General features: G+C 72.9%; 26 protein-coding genes. 9 read left to right on the forward strand and 17 right to left on the reverse strand.

Translation table 11 applies throughout. The annotated features are described in order from the left end of the window. Positions 1–3 precede the first annotated feature (3 nt). From BLV76_RS06265 to BLV76_RS06335, 15 genes are all read right to left on the reverse strand, one after another. On the reverse strand, positions 4–1,269 hold the full coding sequence (locus tag BLV76_RS06265) for a flagellar hook-length control protein FliK (protein ID WP_090968358.1): 1,266 nt from the start codon (positions 1,267–1,269) through the stop codon (positions 4–6). Then, the gene (locus BLV76_RS06270) at positions 1,266–2,222 is read right to left on the reverse strand and encodes a transglycosylase SLT domain-containing protein (RefSeq protein WP_090968359.1); all 957 of its coding nucleotides are present in this window, start codon (positions 2,220–2,222) and stop codon (positions 1,266–1,268) included. Before BLV76_RS06270 ends, BLV76_RS06265 begins: the two co-directional genes overlap by 4 nt. After that, complete coding sequence (locus BLV76_RS06275) at positions 2,219–2,701, reverse strand: flagellar FliJ family protein (protein WP_090968360.1); 483 nt, start codon at positions 2,699–2,701, stop codon at positions 2,219–2,221. Before BLV76_RS06275 ends, BLV76_RS06270 begins: the two co-directional genes overlap by 4 nt. Beyond that, on the reverse strand, positions 2,701–4,002 hold the full coding sequence (locus tag BLV76_RS06280) for a FliI/YscN family ATPase (protein WP_090968361.1): 1,302 nt from the start codon (positions 4,000–4,002) through the stop codon (positions 2,701–2,703). Before BLV76_RS06280 ends, BLV76_RS06275 begins: the two co-directional genes overlap by 1 nt. Beyond that, the gene (locus tag BLV76_RS06285; RefSeq protein ID WP_139306499.1) at positions 3,999–4,580 is read right to left on the reverse strand and encodes a FliH/SctL family protein; all 582 of its coding nucleotides are present in this window, start codon (positions 4,578–4,580) and stop codon (positions 3,999–4,001) included. Before BLV76_RS06285 ends, BLV76_RS06280 begins: the two co-directional genes overlap by 4 nt. Beyond that, positions 4,564–5,586, reverse strand: a complete 1,023-nt coding sequence (fliG, locus tag BLV76_RS06290) for a flagellar motor switch protein FliG (protein ID WP_217630278.1) — start codon at positions 5,584–5,586, stop codon at positions 4,564–4,566. Before fliG ends, BLV76_RS06285 begins: the two co-directional genes overlap by 17 nt. Then, positions 5,586–7,169, reverse strand: a complete 1,584-nt coding sequence (fliF, locus tag BLV76_RS06295; protein ID WP_090968363.1) for a flagellar basal-body MS-ring/collar protein FliF — start codon at positions 7,167–7,169, stop codon at positions 5,586–5,588. The genes fliG and fliF overlap by 1 nt, the downstream gene beginning before the upstream one ends. After that, positions 7,166–7,495 (reverse strand): flagellar hook-basal body complex protein FliE, encoded by a 330-nt coding sequence (gene fliE, locus BLV76_RS06300; RefSeq protein ID WP_090968364.1) that lies wholly within the window; start codon positions 7,493–7,495, stop codon positions 7,166–7,168. The genes fliF and fliE overlap by 4 nt, the downstream gene beginning before the upstream one ends. Continuing rightward, positions 7,495–7,887 carry a flagellar basal body rod protein FlgC gene (locus tag BLV76_RS06305; protein ID WP_090968365.1) on the reverse strand — a complete coding sequence of 131 codons (393 nt, stop codon included), beginning with the start codon at positions 7,885–7,887 and terminating at the stop codon, positions 7,495–7,497. The genes fliE and BLV76_RS06305 overlap by 1 nt, the downstream gene beginning before the upstream one ends. Then, positions 7,887–8,234: a flagellar basal body rod protein FlgB gene (locus BLV76_RS06310; protein WP_175539594.1), complete on the reverse strand. Its 348-nt coding sequence runs from the start codon at positions 8,232–8,234 to the stop codon at positions 7,887–7,889. Before BLV76_RS06310 ends, BLV76_RS06305 begins: the two co-directional genes overlap by 1 nt. 180 nt (positions 8,235–8,414) lie before the next feature. Then, positions 8,415–8,753, reverse strand: a complete 339-nt coding sequence (locus BLV76_RS06315; RefSeq protein ID WP_090968367.1) for a hypothetical protein — start codon at positions 8,751–8,753, stop codon at positions 8,415–8,417. Beyond that, the gene (gene fliS, locus BLV76_RS06320; protein ID WP_090968368.1) at positions 8,750–9,199 is read right to left on the reverse strand and encodes a flagellar export chaperone FliS; all 450 of its coding nucleotides are present in this window, start codon (positions 9,197–9,199) and stop codon (positions 8,750–8,752) included. The genes BLV76_RS06315 and fliS overlap by 4 nt, the downstream gene beginning before the upstream one ends. 13 nt (positions 9,200–9,212) lie before the next feature. Continuing rightward, positions 9,213–10,544, reverse strand: a complete 1,332-nt coding sequence (gene fliD, locus BLV76_RS06325) for a flagellar filament capping protein FliD (RefSeq protein WP_090968369.1) — start codon at positions 10,542–10,544, stop codon at positions 9,213–9,215. Between the two features lie 97 nt (positions 10,545–10,641). Then, complete coding sequence (locus BLV76_RS06330) at positions 10,642–11,430, reverse strand: flagellin N-terminal helical domain-containing protein (protein ID WP_090968370.1); 789 nt, start codon at positions 11,428–11,430, stop codon at positions 10,642–10,644. Positions 11,431–11,563: 133 nt separating this feature from the next. Further along, the gene (locus tag BLV76_RS06335) at positions 11,564–12,379 is read right to left on the reverse strand and encodes a sigma-70 family RNA polymerase sigma factor (protein WP_245734568.1); all 816 of its coding nucleotides are present in this window, start codon (positions 12,377–12,379) and stop codon (positions 11,564–11,566) included. Between the two features lie 289 nt (positions 12,380–12,668). On the opposite strand from BLV76_RS06335, the gene flgN reads away from it, so the two are divergent. From flgN to csrA, 5 genes are read left to right on the forward strand one after another with little or no spacing between them, the layout of a single operon-like run. Further along, positions 12,669–13,178: a flagellar export chaperone FlgN gene (gene flgN, locus BLV76_RS06340; protein WP_090968372.1), complete on the forward strand. Its 510-nt coding sequence runs from the start codon at positions 12,669–12,671 to the stop codon at positions 13,176–13,178. Position 13,179: 1 nt separating this feature from the next. Then, a complete protein-coding gene (gene flgK, locus BLV76_RS06345) occupies positions 13,180–14,580 on the forward strand; it encodes a flagellar hook-associated protein FlgK (RefSeq protein WP_090968373.1) in 1,401 nt (466 codons plus the stop codon). After that, a complete protein-coding gene (gene flgL / locus BLV76_RS06350) occupies positions 14,580–15,479 on the forward strand; it encodes a flagellar hook-associated protein FlgL (protein WP_090968374.1) in 900 nt (299 codons plus the stop codon). Before flgK ends, flgL begins: the two co-directional genes overlap by 1 nt. A gap of 8 nt (positions 15,480–15,487) precedes the next feature. Next, a complete protein-coding gene (fliW, locus tag BLV76_RS06355) occupies positions 15,488–15,910 on the forward strand; it encodes a flagellar assembly protein FliW (protein ID WP_217630279.1) in 423 nt (140 codons plus the stop codon). Between the two features lie 37 nt (positions 15,911–15,947). After that, positions 15,948–16,190 (forward strand): carbon storage regulator CsrA, encoded by a 243-nt coding sequence (gene csrA, locus BLV76_RS23285; protein WP_090968376.1) that lies wholly within the window; start codon positions 15,948–15,950, stop codon positions 16,188–16,190. A gap of 2 nt (positions 16,191–16,192) precedes the next feature. On the opposite strand, the gene BLV76_RS06365 is transcribed toward csrA, so the two are convergent. Both BLV76_RS06365 and BLV76_RS06370 read right to left on the reverse strand, forming a co-directional pair. Continuing rightward, positions 16,193–16,852, reverse strand: a complete 660-nt coding sequence (locus BLV76_RS06365; protein ID WP_090968377.1) for a response regulator — start codon at positions 16,850–16,852, stop codon at positions 16,193–16,195. Continuing rightward, entirely contained in the window at positions 16,849–17,289 is a 441-nt protein-coding gene (locus tag BLV76_RS06370) for a nitroreductase family deazaflavin-dependent oxidoreductase (protein ID WP_090968378.1), read from the reverse strand. The genes BLV76_RS06365 and BLV76_RS06370 overlap by 4 nt, the downstream gene beginning before the upstream one ends. A gap of 61 nt (positions 17,290–17,350) precedes the next feature. Here BLV76_RS06370 and BLV76_RS06375 point away from each other — a divergent pair, with 61 nt between their 5' ends. The 4 genes from BLV76_RS06375 to BLV76_RS06390 are packed head-to-tail and all read left to right on the forward strand — an operon-like array spanning position 17,351 to position 20,845. Continuing rightward, entirely contained in the window at positions 17,351–18,295 is a 945-nt protein-coding gene (locus tag BLV76_RS06375) for a 1,4-dihydroxy-2-naphthoyl-CoA synthase (RefSeq protein ID WP_090968379.1), read from the forward strand. A 45-nt stretch (positions 18,296–18,340) separates the two neighbouring features. Next, complete coding sequence (locus BLV76_RS06380) at positions 18,341–19,348, forward strand: type IV toxin-antitoxin system AbiEi family antitoxin (protein WP_175539595.1); 1,008 nt, start codon at positions 18,341–18,343, stop codon at positions 19,346–19,348. Continuing rightward, positions 19,323–20,162: a hypothetical protein gene (locus BLV76_RS06385; RefSeq protein WP_090968381.1), complete on the forward strand. Its 840-nt coding sequence runs from the start codon at positions 19,323–19,325 to the stop codon at positions 20,160–20,162. Before BLV76_RS06380 ends, BLV76_RS06385 begins: the two co-directional genes overlap by 26 nt. Further along, entirely contained in the window at positions 20,159–20,845 is a 687-nt protein-coding gene (locus BLV76_RS06390) for an NAD-dependent deacylase (RefSeq protein ID WP_090968382.1), read from the forward strand. The genes BLV76_RS06385 and BLV76_RS06390 overlap by 4 nt, the downstream gene beginning before the upstream one ends. Positions 20,846–20,862 lie beyond the last annotated feature (17 nt).

A 20,862-nucleotide genomic window follows, 5' to 3' on the forward strand; every position in this document is an offset into this window, starting at 1 on the left:
TCCTCACATGGTCAGGTCGATGCCCCGACGGGCAGCGGTGACCGGTTCGGGACGGAGCGTGGTCGCTCCGTCGGTGAGGCCGTCCCTGGCTCCTGCTCCACCACGCGTCCGTGCGTGCTGGTCCTGCTGTCCTGCGTCCCCGCGCGTCGACGAGGTGTCACCGCCGGCACCCGCCTGGGTGTCGTACGACGTCGTGGTGCCGGTGCTGCCCGGCTGGCTCGAGGTCTGGCTCGAGGTCTGGCCCGAGGTGTCGCGGACGACGACCCGGGCGTCGGTCGCGCCGGCGAGCTCGAGCACGCGGCGCAGCTCGGGGGCTCCCTCGGCGAGGGCACGGGCGGCGTCGTCGCCGCCCGACAGGTGCACCTGCACCGCTCCGTCGCGGACCGTCAGCGTCACCCGGACCTCGCCGAGCGCCTCGGGCTGGAGACGCATCGTGAGCCGGTGCACGCCGTTGCCGCGCGAGACGAGCCGGGTGACCTCGGGGGCGACCTGCGCCACCGGGGTGGCCGCACGCGGGGCCTCGGCCGGGGCGTTCGCCACCGGCGTCGACGGCGACACGACGGGGCTCGCGCCCGCCGCCAGGGGCAGCACGGCGACCTGCTGCGGGCTCGACGGCTGCGGCGTGGGCTGGGGAGCCGACTGGGGAGCCGACTGGGGCGCCGACTGGGGCGCCGACTGGGATGCTGACGGGGGCGCTGCCGGCGTGCTCGGCTGGTCCTGCGCGTCGCCGGCGGTTCCCGACGAGTCGTCTCCCGAGCCCTCCGCGACCGCGGGACCACCGGGCGGAGTGGATCCGGCTGCGTCGGGCGCGGCCGGGGCGGCCGACCCGGGTGCGGTCGACCCGGCGAGCGGCTGCGCCGAGGTGGTGGCCGCGGCAGCCACGTCGGCGGCCGGGTCGAGCGCCTCGGGACCGACCGGTGACGGGACCGAGGTCGGGGCCGCGACCGGCGCGGTCACCATGGCGATGGCGGGCTGTCCCAGCACGAGCGCACCGGCAGCAAGGGCGGCCGGGTCGACGGACGGCTCGACCGGGAGGGAGGTGGCGTCCTCCTCGGAGGCCTCGCCGGGCTCGGGGGCGGGGAGCTCCTCGGAGCCCGCGTCCGGCCCGGCAGGCACCGGGGTGCCGGGCACGGCCGGAGCGAGCGGCGTACCGAGCAGGCCCGCGACCAGCGCGGCGAAGCTGCCGGCCGCGGCGGGGTCGCTGGTGGCCGGGGCGCCGTTCGGGCCCACGGGGACGGGCGCTGCGACGTTCAGGGGCGAGATGCTCATGCTGCTGCCTCCCCGAGCCAGTGGGCCATGACCGACTTCACGTAGGCCTGCGTCTCCGGGTAGGGCGGGACGCCGTCGTAGCGGACGACCGCGCCCGGGCCGGCGTTGTAGGCAGCCAGCGACATCTCGATGGAGCCGAAGCGGGTGATGAGGTTGTCGAGCAGCTTCGCCGCGCCGTCGATGGCCTGGGCCGGGTCGAAGGGGTCGGTGACGCCGAGGCCCTTCGCGGTCCCGGGCATCAGCTGCATGATCCCCTGCGCACCGGCCGGGCTGACGGCCTGCGGGTCGAAGCCCGACTCCTGCTGCGCGACGGCGGCGAGGAGGGCGGGGTCGACGTGGTGCTTCGCGCCGGCGGCGCGGAACAGGTCGGCGTACGGCGTCCCTGCCGGCACGTCGCCGGTCGACCCGGCCACCGGCGACACGGGCGTCGCGGGGGCCGTGGCCGACGCCTCCGGGATGACGCGCCGGATGTAGTCGGGTGGCGTGGTCACCGGGACCACCTGCACGTGGCCGCCGGGCCGGGGTGCCTCGATCATCTGGCCGTTGCCGATGTAGATGGCGATGTGGTCGGCGCCGACGTTGCGGCTGGAGTTGTCCCACGCGATGAGGTCGCCGGGCTTCGCGTCGGCCATGCTCGCGACGGGGGTGCCCGAGCGGGCCTGGTCGGCGGAGAGCCGGGGCAGCTCGATGCCGAAGGACCGGTAGACCGACTGGACGAGGCCGGAGCAGTCGACGCCCTTCTCGGGGTCGGTGCCGCCCCAGACGTAGGGCAGGCCGATCATCTCCTTCGCCTTCGCGACGACCTGGTCACCGGTGACCGAGCCGCCCGTGGTGGAGGCGGTCGTCCGGCTCAGGGTCGAGGCGAAGCTGCTCGAGCCGACCGACGCGCTCGGGAGCAGCGCGAGCTGCGCCTGGATCTGGGAGATGCGGGCCGTGACGTCGGTGACGCTCATGCGGCACCTCCGTCGGAGTCCACGTCGGCGTCGGCGCCGCGGCGGGCGCGCAGCCAGCGGGCGGCCACGAGGTCGTCGATCTCGACACGCTCGCGGCGCAGCCGCTCCTCGCGACGCTGCTCCACACGGCGCTCCAGCAGCAGCTCGACGGCGTCGAGGCGGGCGCGGTCGCGCTGCCAGTGCTCGCGCGCCACCGCGGCGAAGGTCGTGAACGAGGCGAGCGAGGCCCGCGACGCGGCGATCGCGGCCACGGCGTCCGCCGACGCCAGCCGCGCGGCGGCGAAGCCGGCGGGGTCGGTGACGGCCGGGTGCGCCATCGCGGCGAGGCGTACGCCGGCCGCGTCGAGGCGGCGGGCGGCCTCGAGCTCGTCGGCGGCGGCGCTGGCCAGGCCGAGACGGCTGTCGTGCTCGCGCACGCCGCGCACGCGCGCGACGGCGCGCATCCCGGCGTCGGGGTCGGAGTCAGGGGTGCGTGCCATCAGGCCACCAGCTCTCGGAGGGACTGCCAGGTGTCCGCGAGCGAGGTGCTCTCGTCCATGTCCTGGCGGAGGAAGTCGTTGATGCGGGTCATCCGCGCGAGCGCGGCGTCGGCGTCGGCGTCGGCACCGGCGACGTACGCGCCGATCTCGACGAGCTCGCGGACCGACCGGTGTGCGGCGAGCAGCTGCCGGAGCCGGGTGGCGTCGGCGCGCTGGTCGGTGTCGGTGACGGCGCGGGTGACGCGGGAGATGGACTCGAGCACGTCGATGCTCGGGAAGTGCCCGGCGGTGGCGAGGCGACGCGACAGCACGACGTGCCCGTCGAGGATCGACCGGGCGGTGTCGCCGATCGGGTCCTGCATGTCGTCGCCCTCGACCAGCACGGTGTAGAGGCCGGTGATGCTGCCGGTCGCGGAGGTGCCGGCACGCTCGAGCAGCTGCGGCAGGAGGGTGAAGACGCTCGGCGGGTAGCCGCGGGTGGCCGGGGGCTCGCCGGCGGACAGGCCGATCTCGCGCTGCGCCATCGCGACCCGGGTGAGGCTGTCCATCATCAGCACGACGTGCCGGCCGCTGTCGCGGAAGAACTCCGCGATCCGGGTGGCGACGCCGGCCGCACGGAGCCGCTCGACAGGGGGCGCGTCGGAGGTGGCGACGACGACGACCGAGCGGGCCAGGCCCTCGGGTCCGAGGTCGTTCTCGATGAACTCGCGGACCTCGCGGCCGCGCTCGCCGACCAGCGCGATCACCGAGACCTCGGCGTCGGTGCCGCGGGCGACCATGGAGAGCAGGCTGGACTTGCCGACGCCCGAGCCGGCCATGATGCCGATGCGCTGGCCGCGGCCGCAGGGCGTCAGGGCGTCGAGGGCCCGGACGCCGAGGCCGAGCTGGTGGTCGATGCGAGGACGGCTCAGCGCGGGGGGCGCGCCGAGGCCTACGCCGACGAGGGGCAGGCCGTCGAGCGGCGGCCCGCCGTCGATGGGACGGCCGAGGCCGTCGAGCACCCGGCCCCGCAGCGCCTCCCCGACGGGGATGCGGAGCGGCCCACCCGTGTGGCGTACGACGTCGCCCACCCGCAGCCCGCTGGTCTCGCCGAGCGGCAGGCAGGTGAGGCCGCCGGGGCCGATGGCGGCGACCTCGGCGAGCACGCGGGTCGAGCCCTCGACGGCGACCAGGTCGCCGACCGCGGCGGGCAGGCCCGTGACCCGGACCTGCAGGCCGAGGAGCTCGGCGACCTGTCCCATCCGCAGCGGGGCGACGGCGTCCAGCGCGCGGGTGCGCAGGTCGGCGGCGAGGACGCTCATCCGAGCACCTCCGCGAGCCGGGACAGTGCCTCGTCGACCCGTAGGTCGACGACGTGGTCGTCGGCCTGGGCGACGGCGTCGGCCGGGCCGAGCGTCGGGTCGGCGACGACCTGCACGCCGAGCGCGACGAGGTCGTCGGCGACAGCGGCGACCGACGGGTGCAGGCGCACGGAGGCGACGGCGTGCCCGGGGAGCAGCCCGACGACGCGGTCGAGGACGTGGGCCGGGTCGGACCCGGCGTCGAGGGTGGCGCCGACGAGTGCGCGGGTGAGCTCGAGGGCGAGCGCTCCGGCCTGCTCGTCGACCCGGACGCACGCGGCGGCGAGCAGGTCGTGGGCCGCGGTGACTGCGGCCGTGAGCGCGGCGACGGCGGCGGCGACCTCGGCGTCGCGGCGGGCCTCGTGGGCAACCGACGAGCGGGCGAGCTCCTCGGACTCCGCGCGGGCGGCGGCCTCGGCGTCGCGGCGACCCTGCGCCCAGCCAACGGCGTACCCCTGGGCGCGGGCGGTGTCGTGCGTCGCCTCGAGCGTCTGCAGCTCGGGCAGCCGCGGACGCAGGACGTCAGTCGACGAACTCATCGTCACCCCCGCGCCGGACGACGACCTCGCCGCGCTCCTCGAGCTCACGGATCGTGCGGATGACGGCCTGCTGGGCCTCCTCGACCTGGGTGAGGCGGACCGGGCCGAGGATCTCGACCTCGTCGAGGACGTTCTCGGCGGCGCGCTCGGACAGGTTGCCGGTGATCTTGTCGCGGACCTGCTCCGAGACGCCCTTGAGCGCGAGCGCGAGCTGGGCGGGGTCGACCAGGCGGAGGACCTGCTGCACGTCGCGGTCGGAGAGGCCGACGACGTCCTCGAACATGAACATCCGGCTGCGCACCTCCTCGGCGAGGCCGGCGTCGAGGGTCTCGAGGCCCTCCACGATCTGGCGCTCGGTCGAGCGGTCGGCGCGGTTGATGATGCTGACCAGCGGGCCGAGCCCGCCGACGCGCGAGGAGTCGGTGGTCTGCAGCACCGACGACAGGCGGCGCTCCAGCACGGCCTCGACGGTGCGGACGGTCTCGGGGTTGGCCCGGTCCATCACCGCGATCCGGTGCGCGACCTCCGCCTGGAGCTCGGGCGCGAGGCCGGTGAGCACCGTCGAGGCCTTCTCTGCCGACATGTGCGCGAGCACGATCGCGATCACCTGGGGGTGCTCCTCGCGGATGAAGGAGCGCAGCTGGGCGGGGTCGGCGCGACCGAGGAACTGGAAGGGCAGGTGGATCGCGCGGGCGTTGAGCCGCTGCACGGCCTCCGCGGCCCGGTCGTCGCCGAGCGCACCCTTGAGCACGTCGCGGGCGAAGTCCATGCCGCCCTGCAGCATGTGCTGGCGGGCGCTCAGGAGCTCGGAGAACTCGCCCATGATCGTGTGCGTCTCGTCGGGCTCGACGGCGGCGAGCTGGGCGATCTCGGCGGACACCGCCTCGACCTCCTCCTCGCTCATGTGGGCGAGCACCTGGCTGGCGCGGTCCTTGCCCAGGCGGACGAGGACGATGGCCGCCTTGCGGGCGCCGGTGGCCGACTGGCCGGTGGTCATGAGGGTCATCAGGAGCGCTCCACCAGCCAGCCGCGCAGCAGCGAGGCGACCTCGTCGGGCTGGCGCTCGACGAGCGCGACGAGCTCGTCACGCATCCCGTCGACCGGCTCGACGACCGCCGGCAGCGCGAGGGAGGTGGGGGCGTCGGCCGCCTGGAGCGCGGCGCGCGAGGCCTGCTCGGCGCGCAGCTGCTCGACGACGTAGGACGTCGCGTCCTCGCGGGCCTGCGCGTTCTTGCGCGAGCGGCGCCAGGCCAGGCCGATCAGGAGCAGCACCCCTCCGGCCAGGGCCCCGTTGCGGATCCACGTGTTGCGGGTGGCGGCTGCGTCGGCCGCCTCGGCCGCCTTCAACGCGGCGGCGTTGGCGTCGGCGACGGTGGTGTCGAACGGCACCGAGGAGGTCTCGATGGTGTCGCCGCGGGCGGTGTCCAGGCCGATCGCCGAGGCGACGAGGTCGTTGATCTGCGCCGGGTCGACGGCCGCCTTGGACGCGGTGTCGATGACGACGGCGGCGTGCAGGGACGACACCGAGCCGGGCGCGGTCTCGGACTGCTCGACGACCTTGTCGATCCCGTTCTCCCGCACGGTCGAGGAGTTCTGGTAGCTGCCGTCGCCGGAGCCGCTCGCGCCGGTCTCGAGCTGGCTGTCCGGCCCGACGGTCCCGCCGGGCGTGCTGCCGGGGTTGGCACCGCCCGAGTAGGTCTCGCTCTGCACGGACTCCGACAGCGTCGGGGCGTCCTTCTTGCGGCCGTAGGTCGTGGTCTCGGTCTTCACCGAGTCGAAGTCGAGGATCGCGGTGACCTGCACCGAGGAGTGGCCGGGGCCGAAGATCTGGTCGAGCATCTTCTGCGCCTTGGAGCCGAGCTGGTCCTGGTAGTCCTCGACCTGCCGGTTGCGGCTGCTGCTGAGGCCGCTCGAGGAATCGCCGTTGTCCGACAGCACCCGGCCGGAGGCGTCGGCGACGGTGACCTTGCCGGGCTCGAGGCCGTCGACGCTGGAGGCGACGAGGTGCACGATCGCCTGCACCTGGTCGGGGCCGAGCTCGGTGCCGCCGGTGTCGACGAGGACCGAGGCGGTGGCGGGGTCCTGCTCCTCGAGGAAGACCTGCTTGGCCGGCAGCGCGAGGTGGACGACGGCGGTGTCGACGCCGTCGATCGCCTCGATCGTCGAGGCGAGCTCGCCCTCCATGGCCCGCTTGAAGTCGGTCTGCTCCTTGAACTGCGAGGTGGAGATGTCCTGGTTGTCGAGCAGGCCGTAGCCGGTGTCGCCGCTGCCGGAGGGGATGCCCTCGCCGCTCAGCGAGATCCGGGTCGCGTAGACCTGGTCGCGCGGGACGGAGATGGTCCCTCCGCCGCCGCCGATCTCGTAGGGGACGCCGTCGGCGTCGAGCTTGTCGACGACCGCGGCGGCGTCCTCGGACGACAGACCGCTGTAGAGCGGCGCGTAGGACGGCGCGCTGGCCCAGCGGAACACCATGAACGCGGCGAGGAGCAGGGCGGCCGTGCCCACGATGGCCACGACCTTCTGGCCGGCCGTGAAGAGCAGGAAGGCCCGGCGGTAGCGGTCGAGCGCCTGCGTGATCCCTGCCCTCATCCGACCTGCATCCTCATGATCTCGCTGAAGGCCTCGATCGCCTTGTTGCGCACGGCGACGGTCAGCTTGGTGGCGGTCTCGGCCTCGGTGGCGGCCAGGGTGTAGTCGTGGATGTTGGGCAGGGTGCCCGACGCGGCGCGCACCGCGAGGGTGTCGGCCTTGTCCTGGATGCCCTCGAGCCGCTCGATGCCGTCGAGGACCATGCCGCCGAAGTCCGCACCGCGCGTGGCGGCGGTGCCCGCCGCCGGGGCGGCCGAGGGCGCCTGGACGACGGGGGCGGCGAGGGGCATGAAGCCGCTGACCGACTCGATCCCTCCGATGCTCATCAGCGCTGTCCGATCTGGAGGGCCGCGTTGTAGGTGTCCTGCGCGGTCTTGGTGACCTGCACCGAGGCCTGGAACCCGCGCTGGGCCTGGACGAGGGAGGTCATCTGCACCGACATGTCCATCGCGGGCGCGCGGACGTAGCCGTCCTCGTCGGCGAGCGGGTGGTCCGGGGCGTACTCGAGGATGCCCTCGGCGTCGCCGAGCTCGATGCCGCTGACGTCGACGCCGCCGTCGGGGCGCGCGGTCGCGACGACCAGCTGCTCCTGGAAGGCGTCCTCGCTCGTCGAGCGGACGGTGTTGGCGTTGGCGATGTTGTGGGCGAGGGCGTCGAGCCACGTCTGGTGCATGCCCAGGCTGCTGTTCGCGATGCGCAGCATGTCGAAGGCGCCCATCAGAACTGGCCCGCCGCGGTGGAGATGACGCCGAAGTGGTCGGAGACCGCGCGGGTCATCATCTGGTACTGGAACTGCGTCTGCACCGCTGCCAGCGACTGCTGGCGCAGGTCGACGTTGTTGCCGTCCGCGCCGACCGGGGCGTTGGTGGCCTGGGTCGTCGGGGTGACCCCGGACACCGGCATCTCACCGCGCTGGAGGGCGGCGGCCAGGGAGGACTCGAAGTCGACGGTGGTCGCCCGGAAGTTCGGGGTGTCGACGTTCGCGATGTTGTCGGCGATGACGCTCTGCCGGGTCGCCAGGCCGTCGAGGGCGGTGGCGAGCACCGAGGTGACGGCGTCGGGCATGCCGAGGGACACGTGTCCTCCAGGAGGAGAAGCGGTGCCGGTCCGTCGGCGTCAGGGGTGAGCGTTCCGTGCTCAGTGGTCGGATCGGCCCGCGGGCCGCCCGGTTGAGGAATTGATGAGACTTTCTTGAGGCGTTCGCCGAGGTCGGGACCTTGGTCCCGGTCGGGCCACCCGTTCCGGCTACGCCGAGATGTCGACGTACGCCGGCACCGGGCGGCCGACGCCACCGGCCGCGCGGGAGAGGGCGGAGAGCTCCGAGCGTCGGGCGCCCATGGCCCGGCTGATCTCCTGCTGCACCCGCTCGAACTCCCCGAGCAGCTGGCTCACGCGCGGCACGAGGTGGCGGGGCAGCGGTCCGTCGGTCTCCGGGGGCAGCCAGGAGGTCGGCTCGCTCGTCGTGCTGCCGCGCTCGTGCACCAGGCGGGAGGCGTCCTGGAGGGACAGCTCGAGCGTGTCGAGGATCGCCTCCCAGGCCGACGCGCCGCTCGCGGCGCTGCTGGACGGGCCTGCGTCGATCATGCGGACTGGACCGCGGTCGCGGCGGCGGCCTGGCGCCAGGCGTCGGCGAGGCCGTCGACCAGCTCGAGGCAGTGGGCGGTGATCGTCACGTCGCGCCGGATGTTGGCCTCCACCAGCTTGACCATGAGGTGGGAGTAGAGGCTGTTCAGGGCCTCCGCGCCGTCCCATCCCTCGGGGCGCAGCGACGACTGGAGCTCGGCGACGATGTCCTGCGCGTGGAGCAGCTGCTGGTGGGCGGCCTGGTGGTCGCCCTCCTGCTGGGCGGCGACCGCACGCCGGCAGTCGAGCACGAGCCGGTCGTAGAGCATCACGAGGAGCCGGGCGGGGCTGGCCGTCTGGACGGCCGCCTGGAGGTAGGCCTGCTGCGGCGCGGCCGCGGCCGACGAGGCCGCGCCGTAGGCGGTCGGGCGAGAGGTCGAGTAGGTCGAGTAGGTCGAGTAGGTCATCAGGGTGCCGTCCTTAGCTTCCCGTCGAGAGTGAGGAGAGTTGGCCCGCGAGCCACGAGGACTGGCTGCTCATCTGGTTGAGCGCCGTCTCGAGGGCCGTGAACTGCCGGGTGAGCGCGGTCCGTCGCAGCTCGAGCCGGAGGTCCCACGCCTCGACGTTGTCGTCGAGGCGGTCGATGGTGGCCGTGCGGCCGGTGATGGCGGTGGTGAGGGTGCCGGTGACCCGGTCGCTGGCCGTCACGGCGGCGGCGCGGACGCGGTCCACGAAGCCGGTGCCGGGGGTGGTCAGCCGGGCCTGCAGCGCGGCCGGGTCGGTGTCGTACGCCTTGCGCAGCGCCTTCTCGTCGAGCACCAGCCGTCCGGAGCGGTCGGTCTGGATGCCGAGGTCGGCGAGCGTGGTGCCGTCGCCGGGGAAGACGCTGTTGAGCAGCTGGTCCCGCACGCTGCGCACGCCGGTGTCGCCGGCGAGGGGGCCGCGCGTCCCGCTCCCCGTCCTGCTCGCACTGTCGATGTCGGCCAGGGCCGAGTTCACCGCGTCGACGAGGGCCTTCACCGCCGAGGTCGTGGCGGCCGGGTCGCGCGCCAGGACGACCTGGGAGGTGGTCCCGCCGGCGGTGCCGTCGGCGAGGGTCACCGTCACCCCGGGCACGAGGTCGGCGAAGGTGTTGGACGACGACGTGGCCACGACCGAGTCGCCGACGGTGACCTGGGCGTCGCGTCCGCTCCGGACGGTCGCCCCGCCGAGCAGGTCGGTGGAGCCGACGGCGTCGGTGAGGGTGAAGTCACCGGCGGCGCCGGTGGTGGCGGCCTCGACGACCAGGCGGTACTGGTCGGTGCCGACCTTGACCGCCGTGGCCCGCAGGCCGGTGGCGTTGGCCGGGTCGTTGATCGCCTTGACGAGCCCGTTGAGGGTGCCGTCCGTGGCCAGGTCGACGGCGGGGGTGCCGTCGAGCCGGTCGAGGCGCACCGTGGTGGGGACCGTGCCGGCGGTGCTCGCGCCGACGGCGGTGGCCATCTCGAGACGGTGGCTCAGCGCGGTCTGGTCGACGCGCAGCGAGAACGAGCCCGGGCCGGCGGTGGTCGCCGCGCTGACCGCGACCTTCGCCTCGGAGCTGGTGGCCGTGACGGCGTTCCAGGCGGCGGGCTTGAGGAGGGCGGCGGCCGACGTGGCGAGGGCGGCGACCTTGGTGTTCAGCGACTGGAGGGTCGTGAGGACGGACTTCTCCGACGTCAGGCGCGACTTCAGGCGCGTCTGGGGTGCCGCCTCGAGCTGCATGAACTGCTCGATGATGGAGGCGGTGTCCAGGCCGCTGCTGAGCCCGCTGATGCTGGCCGATCCTGCCATCGCCCTCGTCCCTCCTCGGTCGTCGTGCCCGGGTGCCGGGCAGGTCGCGACCGCGACCCGCCCGGCGCCCGTGTGGTGTGCGCTCCCTCAGCCGCGATCAGCGGAGGAGGGACAGGACGCCCTGCGAGGCCTGGTTGGCCTGCGCGAGCATCGCGGTGCCGGCCTGCGAGAGGATCTGCGAGCGGGTGAAGCTCATCATCTCGGACGCCATGTCGGTGTCGCGGATCCGCGACTCCGACGCCGACAGGTTCTCGATCGCGACGTTCACGCTGTTGATGGTGTGCTCGAAGCGGTTCTGGAACGCACCCAGCGATGCACGCTGCGTCGAGATCGCCGTGATGGCGGTCTTCACGGAGTCGCTGTCGGTGATGACGGCGGCCGAGGTGTCGACGGCCGCGAGGGCGTCGGCACCGGTGACGGTGATCTTGTCGGCGGCGTCGCCGCCGACCTGGAACGTCATGTCGGCGCCACCGAACAGCGAGACGCCGTTGAACTTGGCGTTGTCGGTGATGCGGGTGATCTCCTCCTGCAGCTGGTCGAACTCGGCCCCGAGGGCCGCCTGCGAGTCGGTGTTCTGCGTGCCGTTGTTGTACTGCACCGAGAGGTCGTTCATGCGCTGGAGCATGGAGTGGACCTCGGTGAGCGCACCTTCAGCGGTCTGGACGACGGAGATGCCGTCCTGGGCGTTGCGGACGCCGACCTTCAGGCCGCCGACCTGCTGGCGCAGGCCCTCGGAGATGGCGAGGCCGGCCGCGTCGTCGGCAGCGCGGTTGATGCGGAAGCCGGAGGACAGCTTCTCGAGCGACTTCGACATCTGCCCCTGCGTGACCGAGAGGTTCCGGTAGCTGTTGACGGCGTCGATGTTCTGGTTGATGCGAAGACCCATGATGGATTCCTTCCGTGGTTTCTTGGGTTGCCTGCTGGAGTCCGTCCGTGGACTCCGTCGAGGTCCTGTTCGGCGGGCCGGCGGCCCACCTGAGGTTTCTGCTGGATTTTTCTTCGGACGACGTGGGGGCGCCTCAGGCGCTGGTCGCGACGGCGGGGGCGTACGGGCGCGCGGCGGCCGCGGCGTGGCGCTCGGCGACCGCGGCGAAGTAGGCCTCGCGGCGGCGGACGGCGACGCCGCCCGGCTTGCCGTGCACCTGCACCTTCTCGGGGTCGAGCTGGGAGTTGAGGGCGTCGCGCAGCAGCACCATCGCCTCGGCGCGGAGCTGGGAGATGCGCGACTCGGTGACGCCCATCTCGGCGGCCAGGTCGGCCATCGGCTGCTCGGCGAGGAAGTAGCCCTCGACGACGCGGCGCAGGCGCTCGGGCAGCTCGGCGACGGCCTCGGAGAGGTAGGTGAGGAGCTCGGCGTGCTCGACCGACTGCTCGGGGGTGGGCGTCGACGACGGGAGGGCGGCGGCGTACGACCCGCGTGCCTCGTCGGCCTCGAGGGACATCACCTGGGCGCGGGCGAGGTCCTCACGGTTGGCCAGCACCTGCTCGACGGGGATGCCCTGGGCCGAGGCGAGCTCGGCGTCGGTGGGCGTGCGGCCGAGGCTGTGCGTCAGGCGGCTCCGCGTCTCGTCGAGCCCGCGGGCCGTGCGACGCACCGCGCGCGAGGCCCAGTCGATGCCGCGCAGCTCGTCGAGGAGAGCACCCCGGATCCGGGTCGAGGCGTAGCCGGGGAACGGCACGCCCCGCTCGGGGTCGAAGCCCTGCGCCGCCTGGACCAGCGCGGTGAGGCCCGCGGAGGTCAGGTCGTCGCGGTCGACGTGGCCGGGCACCCGGGCCAGCACCTCGCGGACGAGGTGGCCGACGAGGGGGATGTGGGCCGTGACGAGGGCGTCCACATCGGTGGGGGACGTCGACGCGAAATCCACAGAAACGGGGGAAGTGGGGGTCGTGTTGAGGAGCACATGAAGGAGACTCAACGAGTTTGTGGACCGTTTGTTACCAAATGAACGGAACTGATCCGGGCGGAACACGGGTGGGGGACCGTGGTCCCGGGGCCGGATGGCCCGAAGGGACCATGCCCGCGACCACCCGCACGGGCCATGGGCCCCGGCCCCGCCCGACGAGGCCGAGCGTGGACCACCCGTTTTCCCTCAGGTCGGCGCCGGAGCGGTCGATGGGAACTCCATGCAGGTCACCGACGACATCCGCACCGCAGCCGTGGAGAAGCTCTCCCTCGTGCTGTGGCGTGAGCGCGAGCTCCTCGAGGAGCTCCACTACCGCCTCGAGGTCGAGCAGCTGGTCCTGGCCAGCGGGCGCACCCGGTGGCTGGCGCACGCGACCCGTGACATCGACTCCCTCCTCGCCACCGTGCGCGAGACCGAGGTGCTGCGTGCGGTCGCCGCCGACGGGGCCGCTGCCGCCGCGGGGATGAGCTCCAACCCCAGCCTGGCCGCCCTGGCCGAGGCCTGCGGGGAGCCGTGGACGACGATCCTCACCGACCACCGCGACGCCTTCGTCACCCTCACCAGCGAGATCACCACCCTCGCCGACTCCAACCGCCACCTCATCTCCGCCGGCTACCGCTCGGCGCGGGAGACGCTGCTCGCCCTGGGCGAGTCCGTGGACGGCTACACCGCCGACGGCGTCGCGACGGCCGAGCCGCTGCGCGCCGGGCTCCTCGACAGGAGCCTGTGAGGTGGCCGGCACCTTCGGCTCCGTCAACACCGCGGCCAGCGCCCTGCGCTACCACCAGGCGGTGATGGAGGTCGCGAGCGGCAACATCGCCAACGTCACCACCGACGGCTACGCCCGCCGCCGGGTCGTCGGGGTGTCGGTCGGCGCCCCGGCCCAGCCGGCCATGTGGAGCCGGTACGACGGTCACGGCGACGGCGTGCGCGTCGGGTCGGTCGACCGGCTCGTGGACCCGCTGCTCGACTCGCGTGCCCGGCGCGAGCACGGCGCCCAGGCCTCCCTCGACACCCGCGCGGCCGCGCTGGCCCGGGTCGAGGCGTCCCTCGGGGAGCCCGCCGGCGAGGGCATCTCGAAGGCCATCGCCGCCGTCCGTTCCTCGTGGCACGACCTCGCGAACAACCCCGACTCCCCCGCGCTGCGCGCGCAGGTGCTCACCAGGTCGCAGGGCCTGGTCGACGCCGTCGCAGCGCAGCGGCGCACCGTGGACTCGGAGGAGTCCGACCAGCGGATGCACCTGCTCAGCGGGGTCCAGGAGGCCAACACCCTCGCCGCCGACCTCGCCTCGACCAACGAGGCGATCACCGCGGCCCGGCTCTCCGGCAACGACGCCTCGAGCCTGCTGGACCAGCGCGACACGATGGCGCTGCGGCTGGCCGAGCTGACCGGTGGCACCGCCGTGGAGAACGGTCACGGCGGCCTCGACGTCACCGTGGGCGGCGTCGCGCTCGTGACCGGCGGCACGGCCGGCGCGCTGTCGGTCGCGGCCGGGATCAACGCCGACGGCACGGCCGACGGCCTGCCGCTCGCCCTCGCCGTCACGCCCCCGGGCGGGACCGCGACCGCGGTCAGCGGGCTGGCGGGCGAGATCGGCGGCAGCGCCGTGCTGATCAGCACCACGCTCCCCGCGCTGCGCGCCGGCTTCCAGGACGTCGCGCAGCAGCTGGCCGACGCGGTCAACACCGTCCACCAGGCCGGGTACGACGCCTCGGGGACGCCCGGGCAGGCGTTCTTCGCCGTCGACCCGAACGCTCCCGGTGGCCCGCTCGTCCTGCTGGTCCGCGACCCTGCCGAGGTGGCGGCGTCCGGCATCGGCGGCGGCGCCAACCGCGACGGCAGCAACGCCACCGCCCTCGCGGCCGCGCTCGCCGCGCCCGAGCGCGGCTACCAGCAGCTCGTGACCACCCTCGGCACCGACGTCGCGTCCATCCGGCGCCTCGCGGCCACCCAGCAGAACCTGACCGAGCAGGTCGACGGCTCGCGCGACCAGCTGTCGGGGGTCAACATCGACGAGGAGACCGTGACGATGATGCAGGCCCAGCGCGCCTACGAGGCGGCCGCGCGGGTGATGACCACCCTCGACTCCGTGCTCGACACGCTCATCAACCGCACCGGGCTGGTGCGCTGATGACCGCCATCGGCAGGGTCACGCAGACGATGCTGACCGACCGCTCGCTGAGCCGGCTCCAGGGCAGCCTGTCGCGCCTGGGCGAGATCCAGGAGCAGCTGTCGACCGGGCGCGTGCTCAACCGTGCCTCGGACAACCCGGCCGACGCCTCGTCCGCGATGCGCCTGCGCTCCTCGATCGGCGCCCAGCAGCAGTACGTCCGCAACGCGCAGGACGGCGTCGGCTGGCTCGACACCCTCGACTCCTCGCTCGGCAGCGCCGGCGACCTGGTGCGCCGGGCGCGCGAGCTCGGCCAGCAAGCGATCAGCGGCGCGGCCGGCCCCGAGGCCCGCGAGGCGCTCGCCGCCGAGCTGGACCAGGTGCGGGCCGCCCTCGTCACCACCGCCAACGCGCGCTACCTCGACCGGCCGGTCTTCGGCGGGACGACCGCCGGCTCCGCGGCCTTCGCCGAGAGCGGCGGCACGGTGACCTTCGCGGGCGACACCCACCCGGTCGAGCGTGCCGTCGCGGACGGCGTACGGGTGGACGTGTCGGTGGCCGGGCCGTCGGCATTCGGTGCCGACGGCGACAACGTCTTCGACCACCTCAGCGCACTCTCGGCCGCGCTGCGCGCCGGCGACCTCGCCGCCGTCCGCACGGGGCTCGACGCCCTCGGGGTCGACGGCAACCGGATCACGGTCGCGCGCGCCGACGTCGGCGCCCGCACCAACCGCGTCGAGCTGGCGGGCACCCGCGCGGCCGACACCGAGCTCTCGCTCACCAACGCGTTGTCGGAGATCGAGAACGCGGACCTCCCGAGGACGACGGTCGACCTGCAGATGCAGGAGGTGGCCTACCAGGCCGCCCTGGCCGCGACCGCCCGTGTGCTTCAACCGAGCCTGATGGACTTTCTGCGATGATCGCGACGATGGAGACGACGACCCCGACGGGCAGCTCGACGGGCACCCCCGAGATCCCCGTGATCGAGATGGTGCAGCCGATGCCCGGCTTCCCCGACCTGGCCCGCTTCGCGCTCGTGCAGGTGGACGAGACGGGCGTGCTGTGCAGCCTCACCTCGCTGGAGCAGCCGGGCCTGAGGTTCCTCGTGGTGCCTCCCGCGACCTTCTTCCCCGACTACACCCCCGAGGTGGAGGAGGACGTCCTCGCCGACCTCGGCTCCACGTCGGCCGACGACCTGGTCGTCCTGTGCGTCCTCACGGCGGGCGAGTCGCTCGCGAGCACCACGGCCAACCTGGTCGCGCCGGTCGTGCTCGACATCGGCACCCGCCGGGCCGTGCAGGTCGTGCTCGACGACCCGGCCCTCTCGGTCGCCACGCCCCTGATCGCGTGAGGCGTCGCGCCGGACCCGACTCCGGTAGCGTTGGCCCATGCTGGTCGTGAGCCGTCGTGCAGGGGAGAGCATCGTCATCGGTGACGACATCACGGTCTCGGTGCTCGAGGTGCGTGGTGACGTGGTCCGGATCGGCATCGACGCGCCACGCTCGATCGCGGTCCACCGCGAGGAGCTGCTCGCCCAGCTGGCCCGGTCCAACCAGGACGCCGCCTCGCCGGCCGACGACGCCGTCGACTCGCTCGCGAACGCGCTCCGGGACCGCTCGACCGAGGCCTGAGGTCAGTCCCTCCGGCTGCGTCCCAGCTGGGAGGCCAGCACCGCGGCCTGCGTACGACGCTGCACGCCGAGCTTGGCGAGCAGCGAGGTGACGTGGTTCTTCACCGTCTTCTCCGCGAGGTGGAGCTGCTCACCGATCTGCTTGTTGGTGAGCCCGTCGGTGATCAGGTCGAGGATCTGCGACTCCACCTCGGTGAGCGCCGACAGGCCCTCCGGGGTCTTGCTCTCCGCACGCATCCGCTCGATCACCCGCACCGCGACGGCCGGGTCGATCAGCGACTGGCCCTGGTGGACGGCCCGGATGCCGTTGACCAGCGCGCTCTCGTCCACCTGCTTGAGGACGTAGCCGCCGGAGCCGGCGAGGATCGCGTTGAACAGCGCCTCGTCGTCGTCGTAGCTGGTGAGGATGAGCGCGCGGATCCCCGGGTTCGCCGAGCGCACCTGGCGGCAGACCTCGATGCCGTTGCCGTCCGGCAGCCGCCCGTCGAGCACCGCCACGTCGGGCGCGAGCCGGAGGATCTCGGGGACCGCGTCGGCCACCGTGCCGGACTCGCCGACCACCTCGAGGTCGGCCTCGAGCTCGAGCACCGCGCGCAGTCCCCGACGCACGACGGCGTGGTCGTCGAGCAGGTAGACCCGGATCGGCGACCGGTCGGTCGTCAAGCGCGCTCCAGCAGGAAGAGCGGGATCTCGCGGTCGGTCTTCGTCTGGTACTCGGCGTAGGTCCCCCACGTCGCGACGGCGTGCTCCCACCAGTCGGCGCGCTCGTCACCGCTGAGCTGGCGGACCGTGTAGGTGTGGGGCTCCGGGCCGTCCTGCAGCTCGACCTCGGGGTGCGCGACGAAGTTGTAGTACCACTCGGGGTTCTCGGGCGCGCCGCCCTTGGAGGCGACGGCGAGGTAGGAACCGTCGCGCTCGACCCTCATCACGGGGTTCTTGCGGAGGTTGCCCGACTTCGCACCCACGGACGTGATCACGACGATCGGATAGCTCGTGCCGGGCAGCGTGTTGGCCTTCTGGCCGCCGCTGGCCTCGTACTCCGCCACCTGGTTGCGGACCCACTCGGACTTGCTCGGGACGTACTCACCTGTCAGTGCCATGCCCCCCACAACACCACGGGCGGCGGTGATCTTCCAGCGACGGCCCCGATAACCTCGCGACATGAGTGCGATCGAGGGCGTCAGCGAGATCTTCGACCCCGAGGCCTGGGACGTGGTGCCCGGCTTCGAGGACCTCACCGACCTGACCTACCACCGCGCCCGCGAGCACGGCACCGTCCGGATCGCCTTCGACCGCCCCGACGTGCTCAACGCCTTCCGCCCGCACACGGTCGACGAGCTGCTGGGCGCCCTCGAGCACGCGCGGATGTCGGCCGACGTCGGCTGCGTGATCCTCACGGGCAACGGCCCGAGCCCGAAGAACGGCAAGTGGTCCTTCTGCTCCGGCGGCGACCAGCGGATCCGGGGCAAGGCCGGCTACCAGTACGAGGACGTCTCCGCCGGCTCCGGCGACACCGGTGCCGAGGAGCCGAGCCCGATCGACAAGGCCAGGCTCGCCCGCCTCCACATCCTCGAGTGCCAGCGCGTCATCCGCTTCATGCCCAAGGTCGTCATCTGCGTCGTCCCCGGCTGGGCGGCCGGCGGCGGCCACAGCCTCCACGTCGTCGCCGACCTCACCCTCGCCAGCCGCGAGCACGCCCGCTTCAAGCAGACCGACGCCGACGTCGGCTCCTTCGACGGCGGCTACGGCTCGGCCTACCTCGCCCGCCAGGTCGGGCAGAAGTTCGCCCGCGAGATCTTCTTCCTCGCCGACGAGTACGACGCCGAGGAGATGCACCGGATGGGCGCGGTCAACCGCGTCGTCGACCACGCCGACCTCGAGAAGGTCGCCCTCGACTGGGGCCGCAGGATCAACGGCAAGTCCCCCACCGCCCAGCGGATGCTCAAGTACTCCTTCAACCTCCTCGACGACGGCCTCGTCGGCCAGCAGCTCTTCGCCGGCGAGACCACCCGCCTGGCCTACATGACCGACGAGGCGCAGGAGGGCCGCGACCAGTTCCTCGAGAAGCGCGAGCCCGACTGGTCGCCGTACCCTTGGTATTACTAATCCGTTCAGTTTTCCCGAGCGTTCATTTAAAGTGAACGTATGGAAATGCTGAACACTGAGCAAGAGGTCCTCGAGAGGCTCCTAACGCAGCTCGACGACCTCGAGCTTCGTGCCGAGTTCCAGGCCCGCGACGACCGGTACCCCGATCACGTCATCACGCTCACGCACGGGCGTTCGAGCGAGCTCTACCACCTCGAGATCACCCCGGCAGTGAAGCCGTCCGCCGTCCCCCGGCTGGCGCGCTTTACGGCCCACTCCGAGGCCACGCTCCTCGGCATAGGCTCGGTTGTGACGCCCCCAGTGGCCTCCATGCTGGGCGAGGCCGGACTGCAGTACGTCGACGTGGCGGGCAACGCCCGGATCAGGTTCGGTGACGTGCGCATCGACGTCCAGGGACGCCGCCCGGCGAAGGCGCCCAAGCAGCGGCTCGCACCCAGCACCGGCAACCTCTTCAGCGCAGCGCGCGCGCAGGTGATCTTTGCGCTCCTGGAGTGGCCCGACCTGTGGCGCGAGTCCCAGCGCGCTGTGGCAGACACTGCGGGCGTGTCCGTCGGGCAGGCTCACAGCGCGCTGACGCTGCTCCGCGAGGTCGGCTTCGGGCCGGGCGGTCACCGTCGTACGACCGACCTACTCGACCAGTGGGTGACCGCGTTTCCCACGGGTCTCGGCGAGAAGATCGTGCTCGCCCGGTTCCGCGGTGAAATCGCGGACCTCCGAACTGACGGTGCGGGAGGCCCTGTCTACATGTCCGGCGAGGTTGCCGCGAGTGAGCTCGTCCGACCCCTGTCAGCCGTGCTCTACGTCGAGGAGCTCGAGTCGAGGATGGTGATCAAGAACAGGTGGCGCTCCGACGGGGATCCCAACATCGTCCTGCGCCGGGCGTTCTGGTCGACTCCGCCCTACGAGAACGCTGGACATCACGTGGGCCCCGGATTCCGCAGCGCGCCCGCGGTGCTCGTCTTCGCCGACCTTGTCACCCATGACGACCCGCGCGTGCGGGCGTCGGCGGAGGAGTGGAGGCAGCGCATTGCTGGACCTGACCGCCATTCCTGAGGGGCATCTGGACTTGGTGCGCGTCGTGGTGGAGGAGGTGCTCAAGCACGCTCCCGACCTCGCGACCGACGACATAATGCTCGTCGGAGCATGGTGCCGGGACACGATGCACGTCGCCCTCGGCCACACGATCGACACGCGTATCACCCACGACGTCGACCTCGCGCTGGGCCTGCGTGAGTGGGCGACCTTCGACACGCTCGCCGCGGCGTTCGACCCCGCGGGTTCGTCGGGAGTTTGCTTCCGGATCGGCGGGGCGAAGGTCGATCTACTGCCCTTCGGCTCTGTCGAGTCGCCCAAGGGCGAGGTAGTGCCGCCCACCCGCGAGGAGCGACTGAGCGTCTGGGCCTTCGAGGAGATCCACCAGCACTCCGTCCCGCTCCGGCTCGGCGAGGGGGTCGTCGTCCGGATGCCGACGGTGCCCGGCTACGCCGCCGTCAAGCTCGCCGCCTGGCTGGACCGCTCCGAGTGGCTGGAGCCGAAGGACGCCATGGACTTGGCGCTTGCGGCGTACTGGTACGCGCAGTCGACTCAGGTAGAGGACCTTCTCTACGACACACACTCGGATCTGCTCGAGGCCGAGGAGTTCGACGTCGCTCGAAGTGCGACCAGGCTCCTTGGCCGCGAGATCGTCGACCTGATCGGACCCGCCCGTCGGGACGAAGTGCTCTCGCGCTGGCCGGGGGACGTCGACCAGCTGATCACCAACTTCGCGCCGGGCGCCGGCACCGGGTGGCCCGGACCGGCCGGTCGGCGGCGCCAGGTCGTGGACGCGCTCACGCGCGGCCTGTTGGATGACAGGGTGCACCCATGAAGGTCGTCGTCCTCACCGGAGCCGGGATCTCGGCGGAGAGCGGGCTGTCGACGTTCCGCGACTCGGGCGGGTTGTGGGAGGGGCACGACCCGATGCAGGTCGCGACCCCGGAGGCGTACGCCGACGACCCGGGGCTGGTGCAGAGGTTCTACGACGCGAGGCGGGCGGCGCTCGACACGGTCGAGCCGAACGCGGCGCACCACGCCCTGGCCCGGTTGGAGGAGGCGCTGGGCGACGACCTGCTGGTCGTCACGCAGAACGTCGACGACCTCCACGAGCGGGCCGGTTCGCGCCGGGTGCACCACATCCACGGCCGGCTCCGGTCGGCGTGGTGCCGCGCCTGCGGCGTACGCCACGAGTGGGACGGGCCGCTGGCCGACACCCCGCCGTGCCCGGCCTGCGGGGCACGCGCGCTGCGGCCCGACATCGTGTGGTTCGGCGAGATCCCCTACGGCATGGACCTGGTCGAGCAGGCGCTGTGGGAGTGCGACCTGTTCGTCTCGATCGGGACGTCCGGCCTGGTCTACCCGGCCGCCGCCTTCGTCCACTGGGCTCGCGGGGCGACCCTCGAGCTCAACCTCGAGCCGAGCGCCGGGGCCACCGACTTCGCCGAGTCGCGCCAGGGACCGGCGAGCGAGCTCGTGCCGGCCTGGGTCGACCAGGTCGTGGGCCTACTTCGGTAGGGAGTTGCCCCAAACCC

This window comes from Nocardioides exalbidus (assembly GCF_900105585.1).
Classification (GTDB): Bacteria; Actinomycetota; Actinomycetes; order Propionibacteriales; family Nocardioidaceae; genus Nocardioides; species Nocardioides exalbidus.

What these genes read in the sequence shown, in the direction of transcription:
- flgN (WP_090968372.1), top strand. Translation starts at nt 12,669, where the DNA reads ATGCAGGTCACCGACGACATCCGCACCGCAGCCGTGGAGAAGCTCTCC.
- BLV76_RS06390 (WP_090968382.1), top strand. Translation starts at nt 20,159, where the DNA reads ATGAAGGTCGTCGTCCTCACCGGAGCCGGGATCTCGGCGGAGAGCGGG.
- BLV76_RS06330 (WP_090968370.1), bottom strand. Translation starts at nt 11,430, where the DNA reads ATGGGTCTTCGCATCAACCAGAACATCGACGCCGTCAACAGCTACCGG.
- fliS (WP_090968368.1), bottom strand. Translation starts at nt 9,199, where the DNA reads ATGACCTACTCGACCTACTCGACCTACTCGACCTCTCGCCCGACCGCC.
- BLV76_RS06270 (WP_090968359.1), bottom strand. Translation starts at nt 2,222, where the DNA reads ATGAGCGTCACCGACGTCACGGCCCGCATCTCCCAGATCCAGGCGCAG.
- fliE (WP_090968364.1), bottom strand. Translation starts at nt 7,495, where the DNA reads ATGAGCATCGGAGGGATCGAGTCGGTCAGCGGCTTCATGCCCCTCGCC.
- fliW (WP_217630279.1), top strand. Translation starts at nt 15,488, where the DNA reads ATGGAGACGACGACCCCGACGGGCAGCTCGACGGGCACCCCCGAGATC.
- BLV76_RS06380 (WP_175539595.1), top strand. Translation starts at nt 18,341, where the DNA reads ATGCTGAACACTGAGCAAGAGGTCCTCGAGAGGCTCCTAACGCAGCTC.
- BLV76_RS06375 (WP_090968379.1), top strand. Translation starts at nt 17,351, where the DNA reads ATGAGTGCGATCGAGGGCGTCAGCGAGATCTTCGACCCCGAGGCCTGG.
- csrA (WP_090968376.1), top strand. Translation starts at nt 15,948, where the DNA reads ATGCTGGTCGTGAGCCGTCGTGCAGGGGAGAGCATCGTCATCGGTGAC.
- BLV76_RS06265 (WP_090968358.1), bottom strand. Translation starts at nt 1,269, where the DNA reads ATGAGCATCTCGCCCCTGAACGTCGCAGCGCCCGTCCCCGTGGGCCCG.
- fliD (WP_090968369.1), bottom strand. Translation starts at nt 10,544, where the DNA reads ATGGCAGGATCGGCCAGCATCAGCGGGCTCAGCAGCGGCCTGGACACC.
- BLV76_RS06275 (WP_090968360.1), bottom strand. Translation starts at nt 2,701, where the DNA reads ATGGCACGCACCCCTGACTCCGACCCCGACGCCGGGATGCGCGCCGTC.
- BLV76_RS06310 (WP_175539594.1), bottom strand. Translation starts at nt 8,234, where the DNA reads ATGCCCGACGCCGTCACCTCGGTGCTCGCCACCGCCCTCGACGGCCTG.
- BLV76_RS06285 (WP_139306499.1), bottom strand. Translation starts at nt 4,580, where the DNA reads ATGAGTTCGTCGACTGACGTCCTGCGTCCGCGGCTGCCCGAGCTGCAG.
- flgL (WP_090968374.1), top strand. Translation starts at nt 14,580, where the DNA reads ATGACCGCCATCGGCAGGGTCACGCAGACGATGCTGACCGACCGCTCG.
- fliF (WP_090968363.1), bottom strand. Translation starts at nt 7,169, where the DNA reads ATGAGGGCAGGGATCACGCAGGCGCTCGACCGCTACCGCCGGGCCTTC.
- fliG (WP_217630278.1), bottom strand. Translation starts at nt 5,586, where the DNA reads ATGACCCTCATGACCACCGGCCAGTCGGCCACCGGCGCCCGCAAGGCG.
- BLV76_RS06315 (WP_090968367.1), bottom strand. Translation starts at nt 8,753, where the DNA reads ATGATCGACGCAGGCCCGTCCAGCAGCGCCGCGAGCGGCGCGTCGGCC.
- BLV76_RS06305 (WP_090968365.1), bottom strand. Translation starts at nt 7,887, where the DNA reads ATGGGCGCCTTCGACATGCTGCGCATCGCGAACAGCAGCCTGGGCATG.
- BLV76_RS06280 (WP_090968361.1), bottom strand. Translation starts at nt 4,002, where the DNA reads ATGAGCGTCCTCGCCGCCGACCTGCGCACCCGCGCGCTGGACGCCGTC.
- BLV76_RS06370 (WP_090968378.1), bottom strand. Translation starts at nt 17,289, where the DNA reads ATGGCACTGACAGGTGAGTACGTCCCGAGCAAGTCCGAGTGGGTCCGC.